The following is a 17497-nucleotide window of genomic DNA, read 5'->3' as shown; positions in this document are numbered from 1 at the left end:
ACCATATATTACTTATGTCTGTAATATATAAAAGACAAAGGAGTTGTACATTATGATTACAATAAGTTTGTGCATGATTGTTAAAAATGAAGAAGAAGTTATAGGCAGATGTTTAGAGTGTGTAAAGGATTTAGTAGATGAAATTATAGTTGTAGATACTGGTTCCACAGATTCCACAAAAGAAATAGTTTCAAAATATACAGACATGGTGTACGATTTCGAATGGATAGATGACTTCTCTGCTGCGAGAAATTTTTCATTTTCTAAAGCTTCTAAAGACTATATAATGTGGCTTGATGCAGATGACATAATTTTAGAAGAGGATAGAAAAGAACTATCAAAAGTTAAAGAAAATTTAGATACTTCTATTGATATGGTCATGGCAAAATACAATGTATCATTTGATGAAAACGGAAAACCAACTTTATCATATTATAGAGAACGCTTATTTAAGAGAAGTTCTAATTATAAATGGGTTGACCCTATTCATGAAGTAATACCTCTTGTTGGAGAAATATTTTATTCTGACATTGCAATATCACATAAAAAACTTCATAGACAGGACCCTTTAAGAAACCTCAGAATTTTTGAAAAAATGATTTCAGAAGGTAGGATATTGGAGCCAAGACATCAGTTTTATTACTCAAGAGAATTGTATTATAATGCAAGATATAAAGATGCTATAGAAGGTTTTACTAAGTTTTTAGACTCTTCAAAAGGGTGGATTGAGGATTGTATAAGTGCTTGCAGAGATTTAGCCACATGTTATTACTTAATTAATGATGAAAAAAGTGCCTTATATTCTTTATTTAGAAGCTTTGAATTTGATGAGCCAAGAGCAGAAGTTTGCTGTGATATAGGAAAGCACTTGTTTGATAGACAAAGATATAAAGAAGCTATTTTTTGGTATAAAGTAGCATTAACTAGAGATAAAAATGACATTAATGGAGGATTTAAGTCAAATGATTGTTATGGATACTTACCATATATACAATTAAGTGTATGCTATGACAAACTAGGAGAAATGGATAAAGCGATATCTTATCATGAAAAAGCAAAAGAAATCAAACCTAACGATAGTGCTATTTTGTACAATGAAAATTATTTTAGTAAATATAAAAGTTATTGATAAGTCACAATAATACTAATTTTGACATATTATATAGAGAGCATGAAAGCTCAAATATATTAGGAGGTGCTTTAAGTAATGAGTAGAAATAAATATTTTGGCCCATTTGATGGTAATAACCATGATAACAACTATGATGATTGCAATAGCAGTTGTGATAGTTGTAATAGTTGTGACTGTCATCATGGTTGCCCACCATCATGTATAGGTCCAACCGGACCAATGGGTCCAAGAGGTAGAACAGGTCCAACAGGCCCAACAGGTCCAACCGGACCAATGGGTCCAACAGGCCCAACAGGAAACACAGGAGTAACAGGAAACACAGGAGCAACAGGGTTAATAGGTCCAACAGGTCCAACAGGGTCAGTAGGTCCAACAGGAGCAACAGGAGCAACAGGATTTGGAGTAACAGGCCCAACAGGTCCAACGGGAGCAACAGGAAATACAGGAGCAGATGGAGTAACAGGCCCAACAGGTCCAACAGGAGTAACAGGAGCAAATGGAATAACAGGTCCAACAGGGATAACAGGAGCAACAGGATTTGGAGTAACAGGCCCAACAGGTCCAACAGGAGCAACAGGAGTAGGAATAACAGGAGCAACAGGTTTAATAGGTCCAACAGGAGCAACAGGAACACCTGGAGCAACAGGTCCAACAGGAGCAGCAGGAGCAACAGGAGCAAATGGATTGATAGGCCCAACAGGAGCAACAGGAAATACAGGGGCAGATGGAGCAACAGGTCCAACAGGTCCAACAGGAGCAACAGGAGATACAGGAGCAAATGGATTAGTAGGTCCAACAGGTCCAACAGGAGCAGCAGGAGCAGATGGAGCAACAGGTCCAACAGGTCCAACAGGAGCAACAGGGGTAGGAATAACAGGAGTGACAGGAGCAACAGGAGCAACAGGCCCAACAGGAGCAGATGGATTAGTAGGTCCAACAGGAGCAACAGGAAACACAGGAGCAGATGGAGTACCAGGTCCAACAGGTCCAACAGGAGCAACAGGAAATACAGGAGCAGATGGAGCAACAGGCCCAACAGGAGCAACAGGAAATACAGGGGCAGATGGATTGGTAGGTCCAACAGGAGCAACAGGAAATACAGGAGCAGCTGGAGCAACAGGAGTAACAGGCCCAACAGGAGCAACAGGAAATACAGGAGCAGATGGAGCAACAGGACCAACAGGGGCAACAGGAAATACAGGAGCAGATGGAGCAACAGGACCAACAGGAGCAACAGGAAATACAGGAGCAGCTGGAGCAACAGGAGTAACAGGTCCAACAGGAGCAACAGGTCCAACAGGGGCAACAGGAATACCAGGAGCTAGTGCTATAATACCTTTTGCATCAGGTATACCACTAGCACTTACAACTATAGCTGGTGGATTAGTGGGCACACCAGGATTTGTAGGTTTTGGAAGTTCAGCTCCAGGCCTAAGTATAGTTGGTGGAGTAATAGACCTTACAAATGCAGCAGGAACATTGACTAACTTTGCATTTTCAATGCCAAGAGCTGGAACAATAACATCTATTTCAGCATATTTTAGTACAACAGCAGCGCTTTCACTTATTGGTTCAACAGTCACAATTACAGCTACACTTTATGAATCAACTGCACCAAACAACTCATTTACAGCTGTACCAGGAGCAACAGTTACACTGGCTCCACCACTTACAGGTATATTATCACTTGGTTCAGTTTCTAATGGAATTGTAACAGGATTAAATATATCAGTAACAGCACAAACTAGATTCTTACTAGTATTTACAGCGACAGCGTCAGGACTTTCATTAGTTAATACTGTAGCAGGATATGCAAGTGCAGGAATTTCGATTAACTAAATTATATAATTAAAAAAAGGCTTCTAGTATCTGATTGATATTAGAAGCTTTTTTATATTAATTGATGAGCAGAATATAGCATACTATTATATAATATAAAATAATAGTATTAAATTAGAAAGAGATACTTTTTTGGGGGGATATTATGAAAAATAGAATTGAAAAATTAATGAATAACTTTGTAAAAGATTATTATAATTCAAATGATGTGACTCAAAAGTGGCAAGAGCTTTTATTTGCCTATGCTTCTGCTGAAGATGAAATGTTTTATCAGTTAAAAAATATTGTAGGAACATCTCATGCTATGCCAAAAGATTTTTTAAAAGATGGTAAGACTATAATTACATATTTTATACCCTTTGATAAAAACATAAATAATAGTAATATTGGAGGGCTCGAATGTTCAGAAAGTTGGGCAAGAGCTTATATAGAAACTAATAAATTGATTTCCGATTTAAATAATTTTTTATGTGAAGAGCTAGGAAACATGGGATTTGACTCCTATGCTATTCCTGGGTCATATAATTTTGATAATGATAAATTGATTAGTGATTGGTCACAAAGACATGTAGCATTCATAGCAGGTCTTGGAACTTTTGGTCTAAACAATATGCTTATTACAGAAAAAGGATGTTGTGGAAGGATAGGAAGTATAATCACAAGCTTAAAGTTAGAACCAACTAAAAGACCAGAAAAGGAATACTGCTTGTATAAACATAATAATAGTTGTAAAAAGTGTGTAAGTAAATGTGTGAAAGAAGCTTTAAAAGAAGATGGGTTTGATAGAAATAAGTGTTATGAAATGTGTATGATAAATGAGAAAAAATATTCTTATATAGGTGGATGTGATATCTGTGGAAAATGTATAGTTGGAGTTCCATGTTCAGTAATAAACCCATCAATGTAAAAGTTTTTTTAATTAACAATTCTAATTTGATATATAATAAACTACAAATATAAATAAAAAATAAAGAAATTATGTTGATTGACAACTATTTGTGCTATTGATAGACTTATATGTATCGCTGTGATATAAGGAGGGGTGAGACTTTATGCTTGATTTAATCTTTATTTTTGCATAGCAAGGGCTATTGCAACTATAAAATTTAATATACAGATAGCCCTTTGCTATTCCTAATAAAAAATTACTGTTTAATAGGAGAGCAAAATGAGCTATAAAAAAGCAATACATATATTACCAGAAGAATTACTTGAATTGATACAAGAATATGTGGATGGAGAATGTATTTATATTCCCAGAAAATCAAACAATAAAAGAGAATGGGGAAGTAATACATCTACTCGTGAAGATTTAACAATTAGAAATATGCAAATTTATGAAGATTATCAAGTTGGTCATGATTTGAAGTATTTATCAGAAAAATATTATCTGTCTTTGAAGAGTATTCAAAGAATTATATTACAAGAAAAAAGAAAAGATATTTAAGTGTAAGCCAGTATAGTTCTATAACTATACTGGCTTATTTTCTTTTGTTAAAAATGTTTAAGGTATAGTTTTTTTTTAGTGGATGCTATAATTTAATTAATTTCAGAAGCTTATATAATAAGAAAATTCAGCAGTAGTGTCTATATTAAGAGGAAATAATTTATTATATAAGTGTGTAATTGAAATTTAAATTTATTAAAAATTAGGAGGTACTGTTTTGAAAAAAATGCTTGATTATATTCCACCTTTTCACGACTTTCTATTTTAGCAATATTATAGAAAGGAAAATGTATTTATGCAAAAAATTACTTGGGAGATTGAGTATAAATCCCAATTGCCAGTAATTAGGTACTGTAAAAAATGTGGGAAAAAGACTGAATACATCTGTTCAGATTTATTTAGAGTGAATGCCCAACATAAGTATTTAGATATTTGGTTAATATATAAATGCTCAAATTGTGATTCAACATGGAATTCAACCATATATTCTCGTATTAATCCAAAAAACTTAAATCCAGAGATATTAGAACAATTTTATACGAATGATTATAATCTTGTTAAACAATATGCTATGAATGTTGAGTTTTTACATAGAAATGGGGCGAAAGTTGGCATCCCAGAATATAAAATAGTAGGTCAAGATATTTGTATTGATGACTCTACACAAATTCGTATTACAAGTAAGTATCCATGTCAATTAAAGGTATCCACGTTATTACGTGAGAAGCTTGGCATATCTAGAAAGGTCTTTGAAGACATGTTAGACTGTGGGATGATAAAAAGTATATCTGGAGTTGACCTAAGGAGAAGTAAGTTAAATTATGAGATTGTGTTACAAATTGGAAAGAGTAAACAATAATATTTAAATCGGTTAGACCAGCCAGTTTAACATGTTTTATGTAACATCATTTTAAATAAGTATAGCAGCTTTAAAAAATACAAAGAAGCTATACTTATTTGTGTATAATAGCATTATCTTTTTTCTAGATTTTCTAATATCTCATAGTAGTGTGTTGTAGCTAGTGCACTTGGCTTACCTTATCTGATAAATATTGATTTTCTATGTTCATTTCTTAACTCCATTTCATATTAGATTCTGACTAAATTTATCAAGAATTCTACTACAATAGTATCAATGTTTATAATTGATTTACTTTATTCAAAATTGCATCTATAGCTGTGTCAGGAACAACTGCTAAGTCTTCTGCATTAAAATAATAAATTATATTAGAGTCAAATAATATATTTGAATTTGGTGGAAATTCATCATCTCCAAACCAAAGTATAAATATCATAGAAGTATTACCTATGTATGTAAACTTATAAGCTAGGTCACCCATCTTTATTTTTTTAGCTCCAATATTCTCCATGACCAGTTTATATTTATCTATTTTAGATGTAAAGATTTCTGAAAGTCTTGCTAGAGTTCTATTTAGAAAGTTAGGATAATAGACATTGCCTCCAGGAACTTCTTTAAAAGTTATATATTTATTTGTAAGAGGTATACCTTTAGAATTACACAAATACCTAAGCATTAGAATCTTAAGTTCGAAATTTTTACAGAGACTTCCATTACTATTCCAAACTTCTCCACTCGGATAATCAACTATATGCTGTCTACCAAAAAAATCAATAGTAAATTTGCTTGAATCACTATTAAAGTCAATATTACTTAAATTACTAATTGTATGAGGGTCCAATTCTTTGAGTTTTTTTCGTGCATAATCAAATGGAACATTATAATTACTTGTTTTGATATTTTTATCCATAATATTTTCCTCCGATTTAAAGACCTATTTATATATTTATAAAAAGTTTTCTTATTATTGATTTTATTATATATCCAGAATATTACAATATTAAATTAATAAATAAATTTTGCTATTTAAAGGAATCTATGTAAAATAAATATTAAGTGTTTAAAATATAAATTTTTTATGTTTGAAGTGTTAAAATGATTCTACTATAAAATATTAATTAATTGCTTTAAGTTATAATATAATAGTATGAGATTTTATATAAATTTATAAAGATATAACTAAATATATAAATTAAGGTGTCATTAAATATGTAATGGAGGTGTTAGTATGTCTAAGATACTAGTAGTAGATGATGAATTAGATATGTTAAAGTTAATTGAAAATATATTAAAAAGAGATGGGCATGAAGTAAAGGTAATTAGTGATGTAGAAAACATTTTTGATATTGATTATAATCCTTTTAATCTAATAATATTAGATGTAATGATGCCCAAAATGGATGGTTTTGAAGTATGTAAAATTATAAGAAATAAGGTTGATTGTCCAATATTGTTTTTGACAGCTAAAAATATGGAAAGTGATGTTATGTATGGTCTTGGTATAGGGGCAGATGATTATATTACAAAGCCTTTTGGTGTAGGTGAGTTAAGAGCCAGAATAAATGCTCATTTGAGAAGAGAAAATAGAGAGAAAAAAAATTCATTAACTATATCAAATGTTCAATTTAATTTTTTGGGAAAAGAAATTTCTGTTGATAATAATAAGATAAATTTTACTAAGAGTGAGTACCTAATATGTGAATTTCTAGCAAAAAATAAGGGACAAGTCTTTTCAAAAGAAAGAATATATGAGCATATATATGGATTTGATGGAGAAAGTGATATAAGTGTTATTACAGAACACATAAAAAATATACGAAGCAAGTTGAAATCTTATGATATTTATACAATAGAGACTGTATGGGGGATAGGATATAAGTGGATATAATAAAGTATTACTCAGTGCAAATACATTATATATCTACAAAATGTTTGTAAAATATTAATCTATATATTAAAATTTAATTTATAGATTAATATTTTTTGTAAATTACAAAATTGTAAGGTATTTTGTTATAAAATATTAATATTAGTAGTGTATACTAATAATATGGTGTTTAATATAAATCTTGAGCAAAGGATGGTTTTTCTAATGGATAAACTAAAAAATATTAGAAAGAGTCTACTACAGTATACATTTTTATTTTTATTAATAGGTATAACAATTTACTTGGTATTTAAAACATTAGATATTAAGATGTTATCAAATGTTATAACTATGGTAGATAAAAAGTTTTTATTTGTAGGGGCTTTGGCAATAATGTCTCACATAATGCTTGAAGGATTAGTAATGAAGATAATTATAGAAAGTACTCACAAAGTCAATATTAGATTTATTGGTTTCAAGCTAGCCATTATGGGATTTTATTATAATCTAATAACTCCATTTGCTTCAGGAAGCCAACCAGTACAAATATATGTACTTAAAAAATGCAAAATGCCACTTAGTAAAGCAAGTGCAGTTGTTACAAATAAGTCTATTATTTTTCAAATAGTAGTTACTGTTTATTGCACAATATTAGTATTAATGAATCTAGCTATGCTAGAAAAACAAATGAAAGTAATCATGCCCTTAGTGTTTCTAGGAATAGCAATTAATTCATTTGTTTTAATTATGATAATTTTAGTTATTTTAAATCCTCAAAAAATAAAATATTTTATGAGAGTTTCAGTAAAATATTTATCAAAATTTAAGTTTTTAAGATTCCTAGAGAGTAAAGTAGACTCTATAGAAAATTTTATAGATGATTATAGTAAAGCAATAAGTTTTTTTGCTAAAAATAAAAAAGTATTGATTTTAACTATTATAGTGACTTTTATTCAATTAAGTGCTTACTTTAGTGTCTCATTTTGGATATATAAAGCATTTAATTTACAAGGTTATAGTTATATTTATATATTAACACTACAAGCTTTTTTATATATGGCAATATCTCCAATACCAACACCTGGTAATGTAGGAGCTAATGAATTAGCATTTTTCACTATATTTAAATCAGTATTCCCTCAACCTCTAATGGGTTATGCAGTATTTTTATATGGTGGATTTATGTACTATTTGATTCTGATTGGAAGTGGTATCTTTACTGTAATCACTCACTATAGAATGAAAAATAGAATTGGTAGAAATGCCATTTTAAGTGAAAATTAGATAAATCTAAATAAGCATATAGTAAAAAATATGTCATAAGAACTATAATATTTTAATTAGGCGATTAAAATATAAGGATTGTTATGACATATTTTTTTTAAAATTTAAAAGGAATTGTGAGAAAATTGTTGAATTTAATAGATAATATTGCAAAATATTTGTAAATTTTGCATATTATAAAAGTACTTTATTATCTTTAAGGTAAATTTTACTCATCAGGGGATAAATCTAAGGGGGGAAATGTATGGAGAAGAAAATTTTAACAGTTTGTCCATACTGTGGAGCTGGATGCCAATTATATCTAGTAGTAAAAGATAACAAGATATTAAAAGCGGAGCCAGCTGATGGTAGAACAAATCAAGGAAGTTTATGTTTAAAAGGTCGTTATGGATGGGATTTTCTAAATGACCCTAAAATTTTAACACCTAGGCTAAAAAAACCAATGATAAGAAAACAAGGTGTGTTAGAAGAGGTTGAATGGGATGAAGCTATAAGTTATACAGCTTCAAGATTAAACGAAATTAAAGAAAAATATGGTCCTGATTCTATTATGGGAACAGGCTCTGCAAGAGGGCCTGGTAATGAAGCAAATTATATAATGCAAAAATTTATGAGAGCTACAATAGGAACTAATAATGTTGACCATTGTGCTCGTGTCTGACATGCACCATCTGTAGCCGGTCTGGCTTACTCATTAGGTAGTGGTGCAATGTCTAATTCTATACCAGAAATAGAAAACGCAGATGTTTTATTCATATTTGGATATAATGGAGCAGATTCACATCCAATAGTTGCAAATAGAATAATTAAAGCTAAGAAAAATGGAGCTAAGTTAATTGTTACTGACCCTAGATTAACTGAGTCTGCAAGAATTGCTGATATACATCTACCTATAAAGGGTGGAACAAATATGGTTTTAGTAAATGCTTTTGGAAACGTTTTAATAGAAGAAGGTCTTTACAATAAAGACTTTGTTCAAAACCATACACAAGGATTTGATGAGTACAAAGAAATTGTTAAACCATATACAGCTAAATATGCTGAGAAGCTGACAGGAATTCCAGAAGAACTTATAAGAAGAGCTATGAGAGAATATGCAAAAGGTAAGAAGGCAATGATACTTTATGGAATGGGTGTCTGCCAATTTGGTCAAGCTGTTGATGTAGTTAAAGGGCTTGCATCAATTGCTCTACTTACAGGTAATTTTGGTAGAGAAAGCGTTGGAATAGGACCTGTACGTGGACAAAATAATGTTCAAGGAGCTTGTGATATGGGGGCTCTTCCTAATGTATATCCTGGTTATCAAAATGTAACTGATGATAAGATAAGAGAAAAATTTGAAAATGCTTGGGGAGTAAAGTTATCTCCTAATAATGGATATAGTTTAACTCAAGTTCCAAATTTAGTGTTAAAAGAGAAGAAGCTTAAAGCTTATTATATATTTGGGGAAGACCCAGTACAAAGTGACCCAGATGCATCAGAAGTTAGAGAAGCTTTAGATGAGTTAGAGTTTGTTGTTGTTCAAGATATATTTATGAATAAGACAGCACTTCATGCTGATGTTATACTTCCAGCTACTTCTTGGGGCGAACATGATGGAGTATATACATGTGCAGATAGAGGATTCCAATTGATGAGAAAAGCTATAGAGCCACAAGGAGATGTAAAACCAGACTGGCAAATTATAAGTGAAATTTCTACAGCAATGGGATATCCTATGAACTACAAAAATACTAGAGAAATATGGGATGAACTTAGAGCATTATGTCCAAATTTCTTAGGTGCTACTTATGAAAAAATAGAGGCCCAAGGTTCTGTTCAATGGCCTTGTAAGAGTGAAAGTATGGAAGACAAAGGAACTATGTATCTATATGAAGGACAAAAATTCTCTACTCCTAATGGAAGAGGTAATTTATTTGCTGCAGAATGGAGACCTCCTATGGAAGTTGAAGATGATGAGTATCCATTTAGTTTATGTACTGTGAGAGAAGTTGGTCACTATTCAGTAAGAACTATGACTGGTAACTGTAGAACACTTAGTTCATTAGAAGATGAGCCAGGTCGTGTTCAAATAAATTGTAATGATGCAGATAGATTAGGAATTGAAGATGATGAACTAGTTAGAATTAGTTCAAGAAGAGGAAGTGTAATAACAAGAGCAACAGTAACTGACAGAGTTAAAGAAGGAGCAACATATATGACTTATCAGTGGTGGGTTGGAGCTTGTAATGAGCTTACAATAGCAAACTTAGACCCTATATCTAAAACACCAGAATACAAATATTGTGCTGTTAAACTTGAAAAACTTGATGACCAAGAGTTAGCAGAGAAATGTGTAAGAGAAGAATATCAAAGTCTTAAAGATAAAATGACTGCCACAAATGTTTAGTAGTTATTAGATTAAAGATTTATAAAAAGCGGAAGGGCAAATATCTTATGGAGAATATATACTCAAAAACTAAGTCCCAAGAAAATAGTAAAGGTGAAGTTTTTGAAAACAGTTATAGTTTAGTAGATTATGAATACATGAATTCTTTTAAATTAGAAATAAGCAAAATAAATGAACATGATTTATCAAATGAATATGAAGAAATAATTGCAGAATATCCACTTAGCTTTATTTTAAATGATAAATACATAAATACATTTTTATGTACACCATATAATTTAAAAGAGCTTGTAGTTGGTTTTTTGAGAACAAAGGGATATATAGAAAATAAAAAAGACATATTAGATATAGAAATAAATGATAAGGAACGTGTTACAAAAGTAACTATTCAAGAGAGACATAAGGATGAAGAGGAACAAATTATATTTTTAAACTCACTAGACTATATAAGTTGTGCTCCTGTAGAGAGTAATATAAAAATAAATTATGATGCGATTTACAGTATAATGGATAAAAACTTAAATTCGTCAGAATTATTTAAAAATACAGGTGGAGTACATAGTGTATCCATATTTGATAATGATAAAAAAATAGTGACCTGTGAAGATGTAGCAAGGCATAACGCAATGGATAAAGCAATAGGGTTTTGTGTTTTAAATGAAATATCACTAAAAGATAAAACTGTAGTTGTAAGTGGGAGAATATCTTTAGAGATGATACTAAAGGCAGCTATGACTCAAATTCCTATTGTAATATCAAAATCAGCACCAACTAATTTATCAATAGAGCTTTCTAAAAAATTAAATATAACTCTTATTGGATTTGTAAGAGGAAGACGAATGAATATCTATGCAAATTCACAGAGAGTTATCAAAAAGTGAGACTGAAGCGTATGTATGCTAATAAAGAAGAAAAAAAATATTCAAGATGTGAAGTGTGTGGAGTAGTAATTGATGATACTGACAAAGTATATGCCAATAAATATAATTTGTGTAAAAAATGCAAGCGAAATATAAGTATTGAAAAAACACTAAAATATATAAATATATATAATAAAAATAACTAGGGACTTAGAAATATACAAATTGAAAGGTGGGATAATATGAATAATAAAATAGGCTCTTTTGTAATAGCAGACCCAAGTAAATGTACAGGTTGCAGATCTTGTGAAGTAGCTTGTTTTACAATGCATAACCAACATAATAATGTAGGATATACGGTTGGGACAGTTGACATACCAGTTATACCTAGACTCTATTTAGTAAAAGGTGATACTTTCTGTATGCCAATACAATGTAGACATTGCGAAGATGCTCCTTGTCTAAATTCATGTCCACAAAAAGCTATAAACAAAGAGAACAATGTCATGTTTGTTAATGAAGAAAAGTGTATAGGGTGTAAAACTTGTCTCCTAGCATGTCCTTTTGGAGCTATAGATTTACTTCCACAATATAAAGATGGTAAAGAAGTAGAACAAGTAATTTTGGAAGAAAATAAAAAAATAGCGTATAAGTGCGATTTATGTAAAGACAATGAAAAAATAGCTTGTATAAGCGCATGTCCTCAAGATGCATTAAAACTTGTTACTCCAATAGATGACAAAAAAGCTAAGAATAGACAAGCTGCACTTAGTTTATTGTTGACAAATAAATAAAGGATAAAGGGGTGACGTTTATGATAATAAATATAGATAAAGATTTATGTACTGGATGCAGAGAATGTTCAAAGGTATGTCCAGTAAATGCTATTGAGGGGGAAGAAGGAAAACCACAAGAGATAAACCTAGATAGATGTGTTATGTGTGGTCAATGTGTTCAAACTTGTAAATCGTATGCTTCAGTTATAGATGAAGGATTTGAGTTTTTGAAAGATAAAAAACAAGAACGAAAAATACCAGAATCAATAAATGAACCTATATTCGCAGCACATAATGTATGCGATGTAGATAGGGTAAAAAAAGCTTTAAGTGACCCAGATGTATTTACTATGGTTCAATGTGCACCAGCAGTTAGAGTAGCTTTGGGAGAGGATTTTGGATACTATCTAGGATATTTAGGTGCTGGAAAAATGGCAGCAGCGCTTAGAGCATTAAAATTTGATAGAGTTTATGATACTAATTTCGCAGCTGATTTAACTATAATGGAAGAAGGTAGTGAGTTAATTAAGAGGGTTACAGAAGGTGGAACTCTTCCAATGTTTACATCTTGTTGTCCAGCTTGGGTTAAATTTATGGAAAAAAATTATCCTAAGTTAACTAATCACTTATCTTCTTGTAAATCACCTCAACAGATGGGTGGCGCAATATTTAAGACATATGGCGCAGAAATAAATAATGTGGATGCATCTAAAATATTTAGTGTTTCTATAATGCCATGCACATGTAAAAAGTATGAATGTGATAGAGAAGAGATGGATTCTAGTGGATATAGAGATGTAGATGTAGTGTTAACTACTAGAGAACTAGCTTACCTAATAAAAGACATGGGAATTGATTTTAAAAATTTAAGAGAAGAAAAGTTTGACAGCCCTTTAGGTAGTTACAGTGGAGCTGGAACTATATTTGGTGTTACTGGTGGAGTTATGGAAGCAGCTATAAGAACAGGTTATGAGCTTATAACTGGAGAAAGCATACCTAATGTAGAAGTAAAACAAGTACGAGGAGAAAGTGGTTTTAGAAAATCAACTATTAAGGTAGGTGATTTAGACTTAAGAGTTGGTGTAGTAAGTGGACTGCAAAATGTAATACCAGTACTTGAAGATTTAGAAAAAGGAAAGTTGGATATAGATTTTATAGAGGTTATGACTTGTCCTGTTGGATGTGTAAGTGGTGGAGGTCAGCCAAAAATTTTACTAGAAGAATATAAAGAATTAGCCTATGAAAATAGAACAAAAGCAACATATGTGCATGATGAACACTTGGCAATTAGAAAATCTCATGAAAATTCTGACATTAAAAAATTATATGATGAATATCTAGTGGAGCCATTAGGAGAAAAATCTCATCATTTATTACACACTACATACTGTATAGGAAAGGAAGTGGCTAAGTAATGAATTATTTTGTTATAGCAGACCCTGATAAGTGCATAGGATGTAGAACTTGTATGATAGGATGTGTGGTTGCACATTCAGATGAAGATATTTTTTACAAAAGTCCAGACGAGATAAACTTTAATCCAAAACTTTCTGTCATAAAAACAAAGGAAGTTAGTGCTCCAATACAATGTAGACATTGTGAGGATGCTCCTTGTGCAAAGGCCTGTCCAAATGGTGGTATAGTTAGGGTGGGTAATACAATAAAAATAAATGAAGAAAATTGTATAGGATGTAAGACTTGTATGCTGGCATGTCCTATAGGAGCAATAGATATAGTTACACTAAAAGATATAGACAAAGGAAAGCTTTGCTTTAGAGAAAGAATGACAGCAAACAAATGTGATTTTTGCATAGATTCACCAGAAGGACCAGCATGTGTAAATGTATGTCCAACAAAAGCATTTACTATAGTTAAAGATGAGGATATAGATAATACTGTTAAAAATAAAAGAAAGTTAGCTATATTATAATATAATTAATAAAAAGATGGAGTTCTAGTTGTTATTAGAGTCTCCATCTTTTTTGTATAATTTTTATAGGGATTAAGAATTAATTATTGTGCCAATTTATCTAACCTTTTCTTATTTAACTTTGTCATTCCCATAGAAGCTGTGATAAGTAAGGCATAGGCGACTATAACTGATAAAATTATAATAGACCAAGAGAATTTATAGCCAAAATTATCAACGAGTAATCCAAATAATGTTGAACCAAGTGCAAATCCAATTGCAAAAATTAACTGAACAATGCCAAAAATACTGCCAAACTCCTTTTGACCAAAAAAAGCACCAGTTAAATAAGCAGGTCCTATCATATAAGCAAATACAGAAAGACCCTTTAAAATAGCAAATACAAATGCAAGATTAGAAGATTTATCGACAAATAGTAATGATAAAGTAGCTATAAGTACAAATATAAAAGATATAATCAGTGGTTTTATTTGACCAAATTTATCAAACAATAATCCTCCAAATAAATTACCAATAAGAGCAAATAATGCAAAAGTGGAACCTACTGTTCCTATTAAAATTGGATTTATATAATTTCTAAGGTAGGTTGGATATTGTACAGATAATGATGAAACATATATACCTACAAAAGCAAATCCAATTGTCATAATCCAAAAATATTTATTCTTTTTAGCCTCTTTTAACGTATAACCCCATACTGAAGGGGTTATTTTATTAGGTGTTTCATCATTTTTTATTTTAGAGTTTATTTTCTCATTAGTATCTTTAGGCATTTTAAGCATAAATAATGTCACAGGTATACCAACTATTAGTGCTACAATTCCAAATGTTAGATAAGAACGGCTATATCCTTGAGATGCTAATGAACGAACTACAAGTTGTTGTAGAAATATACTACCAATAGAGCCACCAGCAAAAGCAAAGCCCATAGCTTTTCCTTTACTTTTTTCATCAAACCAAGCACTTATTAAAATTGGTATTCCTATCGCAGATATAATTGTAGCTCCAATTTGTACGATGCATGATACTGTATAAAATTGCCATAGTTCAGTACATATAGAAAATGTAGCAAAACCAATGCTAGAAATTATACAGCCTAATAAATATAATATCTTAACATTGACCTTGGAAAATAATTTACCTATAAATGGTGAAGCAATTGCTGAAGCAATAGTACCAAAAGTAAATATTAGAGAAAAAGATGCTAATCTAAAACCTTCTCCTTCTACAACATAACTTATAAACTGAGGCTGTATACTTGCTACAATACTAAATGGTATAGCTTGTATCAACATGCAACCAAGTACTATAATCCAAGCAGATGAAAAGTTTTTAATGCTAAAATTTTTGTTTAGTAGTGTCTTCATGGTATGATATCTCTCCTTTAGATTATAATTTGTAAATATTAATCTAATTATTCTAAATTTATATATTAGTTTTGGATAGATGAATTAGTTGTATGTAATTTGGGGTATTAATATAAAAATTATCTGTAAAAATTGATTATTTTAAATAGATAGGGTAAATTAAAATATATAGATAAATGAAAGGATGGATAAAATGTCATTTGAAAAAATAAATAATAATAATCTAGATAAAATACACAGCAGGAAATGTATTATGTTTGTAAATTTTAATCAAAAAGAATTATCATTAATTAAAAATGTTAGTAATTTTGCTGGAATAAGAGACCATATCATTTTAAGTGATAAAAATGGTGAAAACATAGTAAGAGATATTTTGGATGGGAATATATCAAGTGAATGTGATAATGGAATTAAAAGTAAGTCTGTAATATTTAATAATATTTCCAGCACACAAGTAAATGCATTTTTAGAAGGATTGAAAAAAGTAAGAATAAATAGACCTTTTACAGCAATGGTAACAGAGACATCTATTGATTGGACATTAAATAATTTAATAGAAAATTTAGTTCAAGAACGCAATGCTATGTCTTCAGGAAAAACAATTGAGCATAAGTAAATTAGTTTTTAGAACCATCTTCTAATAAATTTAACTAATATGTGTTAAGTATCATATTATACTGTAAGATATAAAAATCTTAATATAAGTGGATGGAGGAAAGTAAAATGAAAGTATTATTTACAATAAATTATGGAGAAGAAAAATTTAAAAAAATAAATGAATTAGGATATGATGTTATACATTATTCTGAAGATAGTATAGAAAATAATGAAGATGTAAACACTGCAGATGTGCTAGTTACATATAATCCTTTTGACAGACTAGATATTTCCAAAATGGAAAATTTAAAATATATACAAACAACAAGTGTAGGTATAGACCAAATACCAAAAGAAGATGTGTTAAAAAGAGATATCAAAATAGCTAACAATAGAGGCGGGTATAGTATACCTATTGGTGAAAGCATTGTTATGTATATTTTAGAAATTTATAAAAATAGTGCAAAATTTTTTAAACAACAGAAAAATAAAGAATGGAAAATGGATTTTTCTGTATCAGAATTATATGGTCAAAGGGTTGGATTTCTTGGAACAGGAACTATATCATCAGAAGCAGCTAAAAGGTTAAAGGCCTTTGGTGTAGAAATATGGGGAGTCAATACTGATGGAAGTAATAAAAAATACTTTGACAAGTGTTTTTCTACTGAAGATATGGATGTTGTATTTAAGGAATGTGACATAATAGTCGTAGCAATGCCTTCTACAAAGAGTACAGACGGAATAGTAAATAAAGATATGTTTAATCTTATGAAAGAAGGTTCTGTATTTATTAATGTAGGTAGAGGAAACACCATTAATCAGAAAGATTTAGAAGATTGTGTAGAGAAGTTTAGAGGTGTAGCGTTAGATGTATTTGAAAGTGAGCCTTTAAGTAAAGATAATAAACTATGGGAGCTTGAAAATGTTATAGTAACTCCTCATAACTCTTGGGTGTCTGATAAAAATAAAGAGAGAACATTTAATATGGTCTATAATAATTTAAAACATTATATAATAGAAAATAAACCTGTAGATAATGTTGTAGATATATCAAAAGGTTATTAAATATATAAAAATTCTAATGAAAATAAAAAACTCTTATTGGTATTGTTAGAGATACTATAAGAGTTTTTTTTGTAATAAATTTAAA

Annotated in this window: 17 protein-coding genes; 15 read left to right on the top strand and 2 right to left on the bottom strand. The window is 30.4% G+C overall.

Features of this window, described 5'->3' with window-relative positions; genetic code table 11:
* Positions 1 to 52: 52 nt before the first annotated feature.
* From IC175_RS06630 to IC175_RS06610, 5 genes are all read left to right on the top strand, one after another.
* Positions 53 to 1129, top strand: a complete 1077-nt coding sequence (locus IC175_RS06630; protein ID WP_227435695.1) for a glycosyltransferase — start codon at positions 53 to 55, stop codon at positions 1127 to 1129.
* A gap of 78 nt (positions 1130 to 1207) precedes the next feature.
* Entirely contained in the window at positions 1208 to 2971 is a 1764-nt protein-coding gene (locus IC175_RS06625) for an exosporium glycoprotein BclB-related protein (protein ID WP_227851308.1), read from the top strand.
* A gap of 145 nt (positions 2972 to 3116) precedes the next feature.
* Positions 3117 to 3878 carry an epoxyqueuosine reductase gene (locus IC175_RS06620; protein ID WP_227435699.1) on the top strand — a complete coding sequence of 254 codons (762 nt, stop codon included), beginning with the start codon at positions 3117 to 3119 and terminating at the stop codon, positions 3876 to 3878.
* Positions 3879 to 4139: 261 nt separating this feature from the next.
* A complete protein-coding gene (locus tag IC175_RS06615; RefSeq protein WP_227851307.1) occupies positions 4140 to 4418 on the top strand; it encodes a CD3324 family protein in 279 nt (92 codons plus the stop codon).
* A 295-nt stretch (positions 4419 to 4713) separates the two neighbouring features.
* Positions 4714 to 5277 carry a DUF1062 domain-containing protein gene (locus tag IC175_RS06610; RefSeq protein ID WP_227824510.1) on the top strand — a complete coding sequence of 188 codons (564 nt, stop codon included), beginning with the start codon at positions 4714 to 4716 and terminating at the stop codon, positions 5275 to 5277.
* Positions 5278 to 5557: 280 nt separating this feature from the next.
* Here the strand turns inward: IC175_RS06610 and IC175_RS06605 are convergent, their stop codons facing one another.
* The gene (locus IC175_RS06605; RefSeq protein WP_227851306.1) at positions 5558 to 6187 is read right to left on the bottom strand and encodes a DUF3786 domain-containing protein; all 630 of its coding nucleotides are present in this window, start codon (positions 6185 to 6187) and stop codon (positions 5558 to 5560) included.
* Between the two features lie 318 nt (positions 6188 to 6505).
* On the opposite strand from IC175_RS06605, the gene IC175_RS06600 reads away from it, so the two are divergent.
* From IC175_RS06600 to IC175_RS06565, 8 genes are all read left to right on the top strand, one after another.
* Positions 6506 to 7165 carry a response regulator transcription factor gene (locus IC175_RS06600; RefSeq protein ID WP_227481835.1) on the top strand — a complete coding sequence of 220 codons (660 nt, stop codon included), beginning with the start codon at positions 6506 to 6508 and terminating at the stop codon, positions 7163 to 7165.
* A gap of 204 nt (positions 7166 to 7369) precedes the next feature.
* The gene (locus IC175_RS06595) at positions 7370 to 8428 is read left to right on the top strand and encodes a lysylphosphatidylglycerol synthase transmembrane domain-containing protein (protein ID WP_227435711.1); all 1059 of its coding nucleotides are present in this window, start codon (positions 7370 to 7372) and stop codon (positions 8426 to 8428) included.
* A gap of 244 nt (positions 8429 to 8672) precedes the next feature.
* Complete coding sequence (gene fdhF / locus IC175_RS06590; protein WP_227481836.1) at positions 8673 to 10817, top strand: formate dehydrogenase subunit alpha; 2145 nt, start codon at positions 8673 to 8675, stop codon at positions 10815 to 10817.
* A 47-nt stretch (positions 10818 to 10864) separates the two neighbouring features.
* Entirely contained in the window at positions 10865 to 11698 is an 834-nt protein-coding gene (gene fdhD, locus IC175_RS06585; protein ID WP_227435717.1) for a formate dehydrogenase accessory sulfurtransferase FdhD, read from the top strand.
* 11 nt (positions 11699 to 11709) lie between these two features.
* Complete coding sequence (locus tag IC175_RS06580; RefSeq protein ID WP_227435728.1) at positions 11710 to 11883, top strand: hypothetical protein; 174 nt, start codon at positions 11710 to 11712, stop codon at positions 11881 to 11883.
* A gap of 36 nt (positions 11884 to 11919) precedes the next feature.
* Positions 11920 to 12471: a 4Fe-4S dicluster domain-containing protein gene (locus tag IC175_RS06575; protein WP_227435731.1), complete on the top strand. Its 552-nt coding sequence runs from the start codon at positions 11920 to 11922 to the stop codon at positions 12469 to 12471.
* Between the two features lie 20 nt (positions 12472 to 12491).
* Positions 12492 to 13868: a [FeFe] hydrogenase, group A gene (locus tag IC175_RS06570; RefSeq protein WP_227824508.1), complete on the top strand. Its 1377-nt coding sequence runs from the start codon at positions 12492 to 12494 to the stop codon at positions 13866 to 13868.
* Positions 13868 to 14383 carry a 4Fe-4S dicluster domain-containing protein gene (locus tag IC175_RS06565; protein WP_227435736.1) on the top strand — a complete coding sequence of 172 codons (516 nt, stop codon included), beginning with the start codon at positions 13868 to 13870 and terminating at the stop codon, positions 14381 to 14383. Before IC175_RS06570 ends, IC175_RS06565 begins: the two co-directional genes overlap by 1 nt.
* A gap of 83 nt (positions 14384 to 14466) precedes the next feature.
* Here the strand turns inward: IC175_RS06565 and IC175_RS06560 are convergent, their stop codons facing one another.
* The gene (locus IC175_RS06560; RefSeq protein ID WP_227824507.1) at positions 14467 to 15750 is read right to left on the bottom strand and encodes a conjugated bile salt MFS transporter; all 1284 of its coding nucleotides are present in this window, start codon (positions 15748 to 15750) and stop codon (positions 14467 to 14469) included.
* Between the two features lie 193 nt (positions 15751 to 15943).
* Here IC175_RS06560 and IC175_RS06555 point away from each other — a divergent pair, with 193 nt between their 5' ends.
* Positions 15944 to 16366, top strand: a complete 423-nt coding sequence (locus tag IC175_RS06555; RefSeq protein WP_227481839.1) for a DUF3783 domain-containing protein — start codon at positions 15944 to 15946, stop codon at positions 16364 to 16366.
* A 107-nt stretch (positions 16367 to 16473) separates the two neighbouring features.
* Complete coding sequence (locus IC175_RS06550; RefSeq protein ID WP_227435742.1) at positions 16474 to 17412, top strand: phosphoglycerate dehydrogenase; 939 nt, start codon at positions 16474 to 16476, stop codon at positions 17410 to 17412.
* Positions 17413 to 17497 lie beyond the last annotated feature (85 nt).

Origin of the sequence: Clostridioides sp. ES-S-0123-01 (assembly GCF_020658415.1) — a bacterium.
GTDB lineage: Bacteria > Bacillota > Clostridia > Peptostreptococcales > Peptostreptococcaceae > Clostridioides.
Note: the sequence above shows the minus strand (reverse complement) of the source record. Positions and strands in the feature narration are given on the sequence as shown.

Coding starts and splice junctions, on each gene's coding strand:
- IC175_RS06565 (WP_227435736.1), top strand. CDS start 13,868: ATGAATTATTTTGTTATAGCAGACCCTGATAAGTGCATAGGATGTAGA.
- IC175_RS06580 (WP_227435728.1), top strand. CDS start 11,710: ATGTATGCTAATAAAGAAGAAAAAAAATATTCAAGATGTGAAGTGTGT.
- IC175_RS06595 (WP_227435711.1), top strand. CDS start 7,370: ATGGATAAACTAAAAAATATTAGAAAGAGTCTACTACAGTATACATTT.
- fdhD (WP_227435717.1), top strand. CDS start 10,865: ATGGAGAATATATACTCAAAAACTAAGTCCCAAGAAAATAGTAAAGGT.
- IC175_RS06555 (WP_227481839.1), top strand. CDS start 15,944: ATGTCATTTGAAAAAATAAATAATAATAATCTAGATAAAATACACAGC.
- IC175_RS06620 (WP_227435699.1), top strand. CDS start 3,117: ATGAAAAATAGAATTGAAAAATTAATGAATAACTTTGTAAAAGATTAT.
- IC175_RS06615 (WP_227851307.1), top strand. CDS start 4,140: ATGAGCTATAAAAAAGCAATACATATATTACCAGAAGAATTACTTGAA.
- IC175_RS06625 (WP_227851308.1), top strand. CDS start 1,208: ATGAGTAGAAATAAATATTTTGGCCCATTTGATGGTAATAACCATGAT.
- IC175_RS06575 (WP_227435731.1), top strand. CDS start 11,920: ATGAATAATAAAATAGGCTCTTTTGTAATAGCAGACCCAAGTAAATGT.
- IC175_RS06560 (WP_227824507.1), bottom strand. CDS start 15,750: ATGAAGACACTACTAAACAAAAATTTTAGCATTAAAAACTTTTCATCT.
- IC175_RS06550 (WP_227435742.1), top strand. CDS start 16,474: ATGAAAGTATTATTTACAATAAATTATGGAGAAGAAAAATTTAAAAAA.
- IC175_RS06610 (WP_227824510.1), top strand. CDS start 4,714: ATGCAAAAAATTACTTGGGAGATTGAGTATAAATCCCAATTGCCAGTA.
- IC175_RS06630 (WP_227435695.1), top strand. CDS start 53: ATGATTACAATAAGTTTGTGCATGATTGTTAAAAATGAAGAAGAAGTT.
- IC175_RS06600 (WP_227481835.1), top strand. CDS start 6,506: ATGTCTAAGATACTAGTAGTAGATGATGAATTAGATATGTTAAAGTTA.
- IC175_RS06605 (WP_227851306.1), bottom strand. CDS start 6,187: ATGGATAAAAATATCAAAACAAGTAATTATAATGTTCCATTTGATTAT.
- IC175_RS06570 (WP_227824508.1), top strand. CDS start 12,492: ATGATAATAAATATAGATAAAGATTTATGTACTGGATGCAGAGAATGT.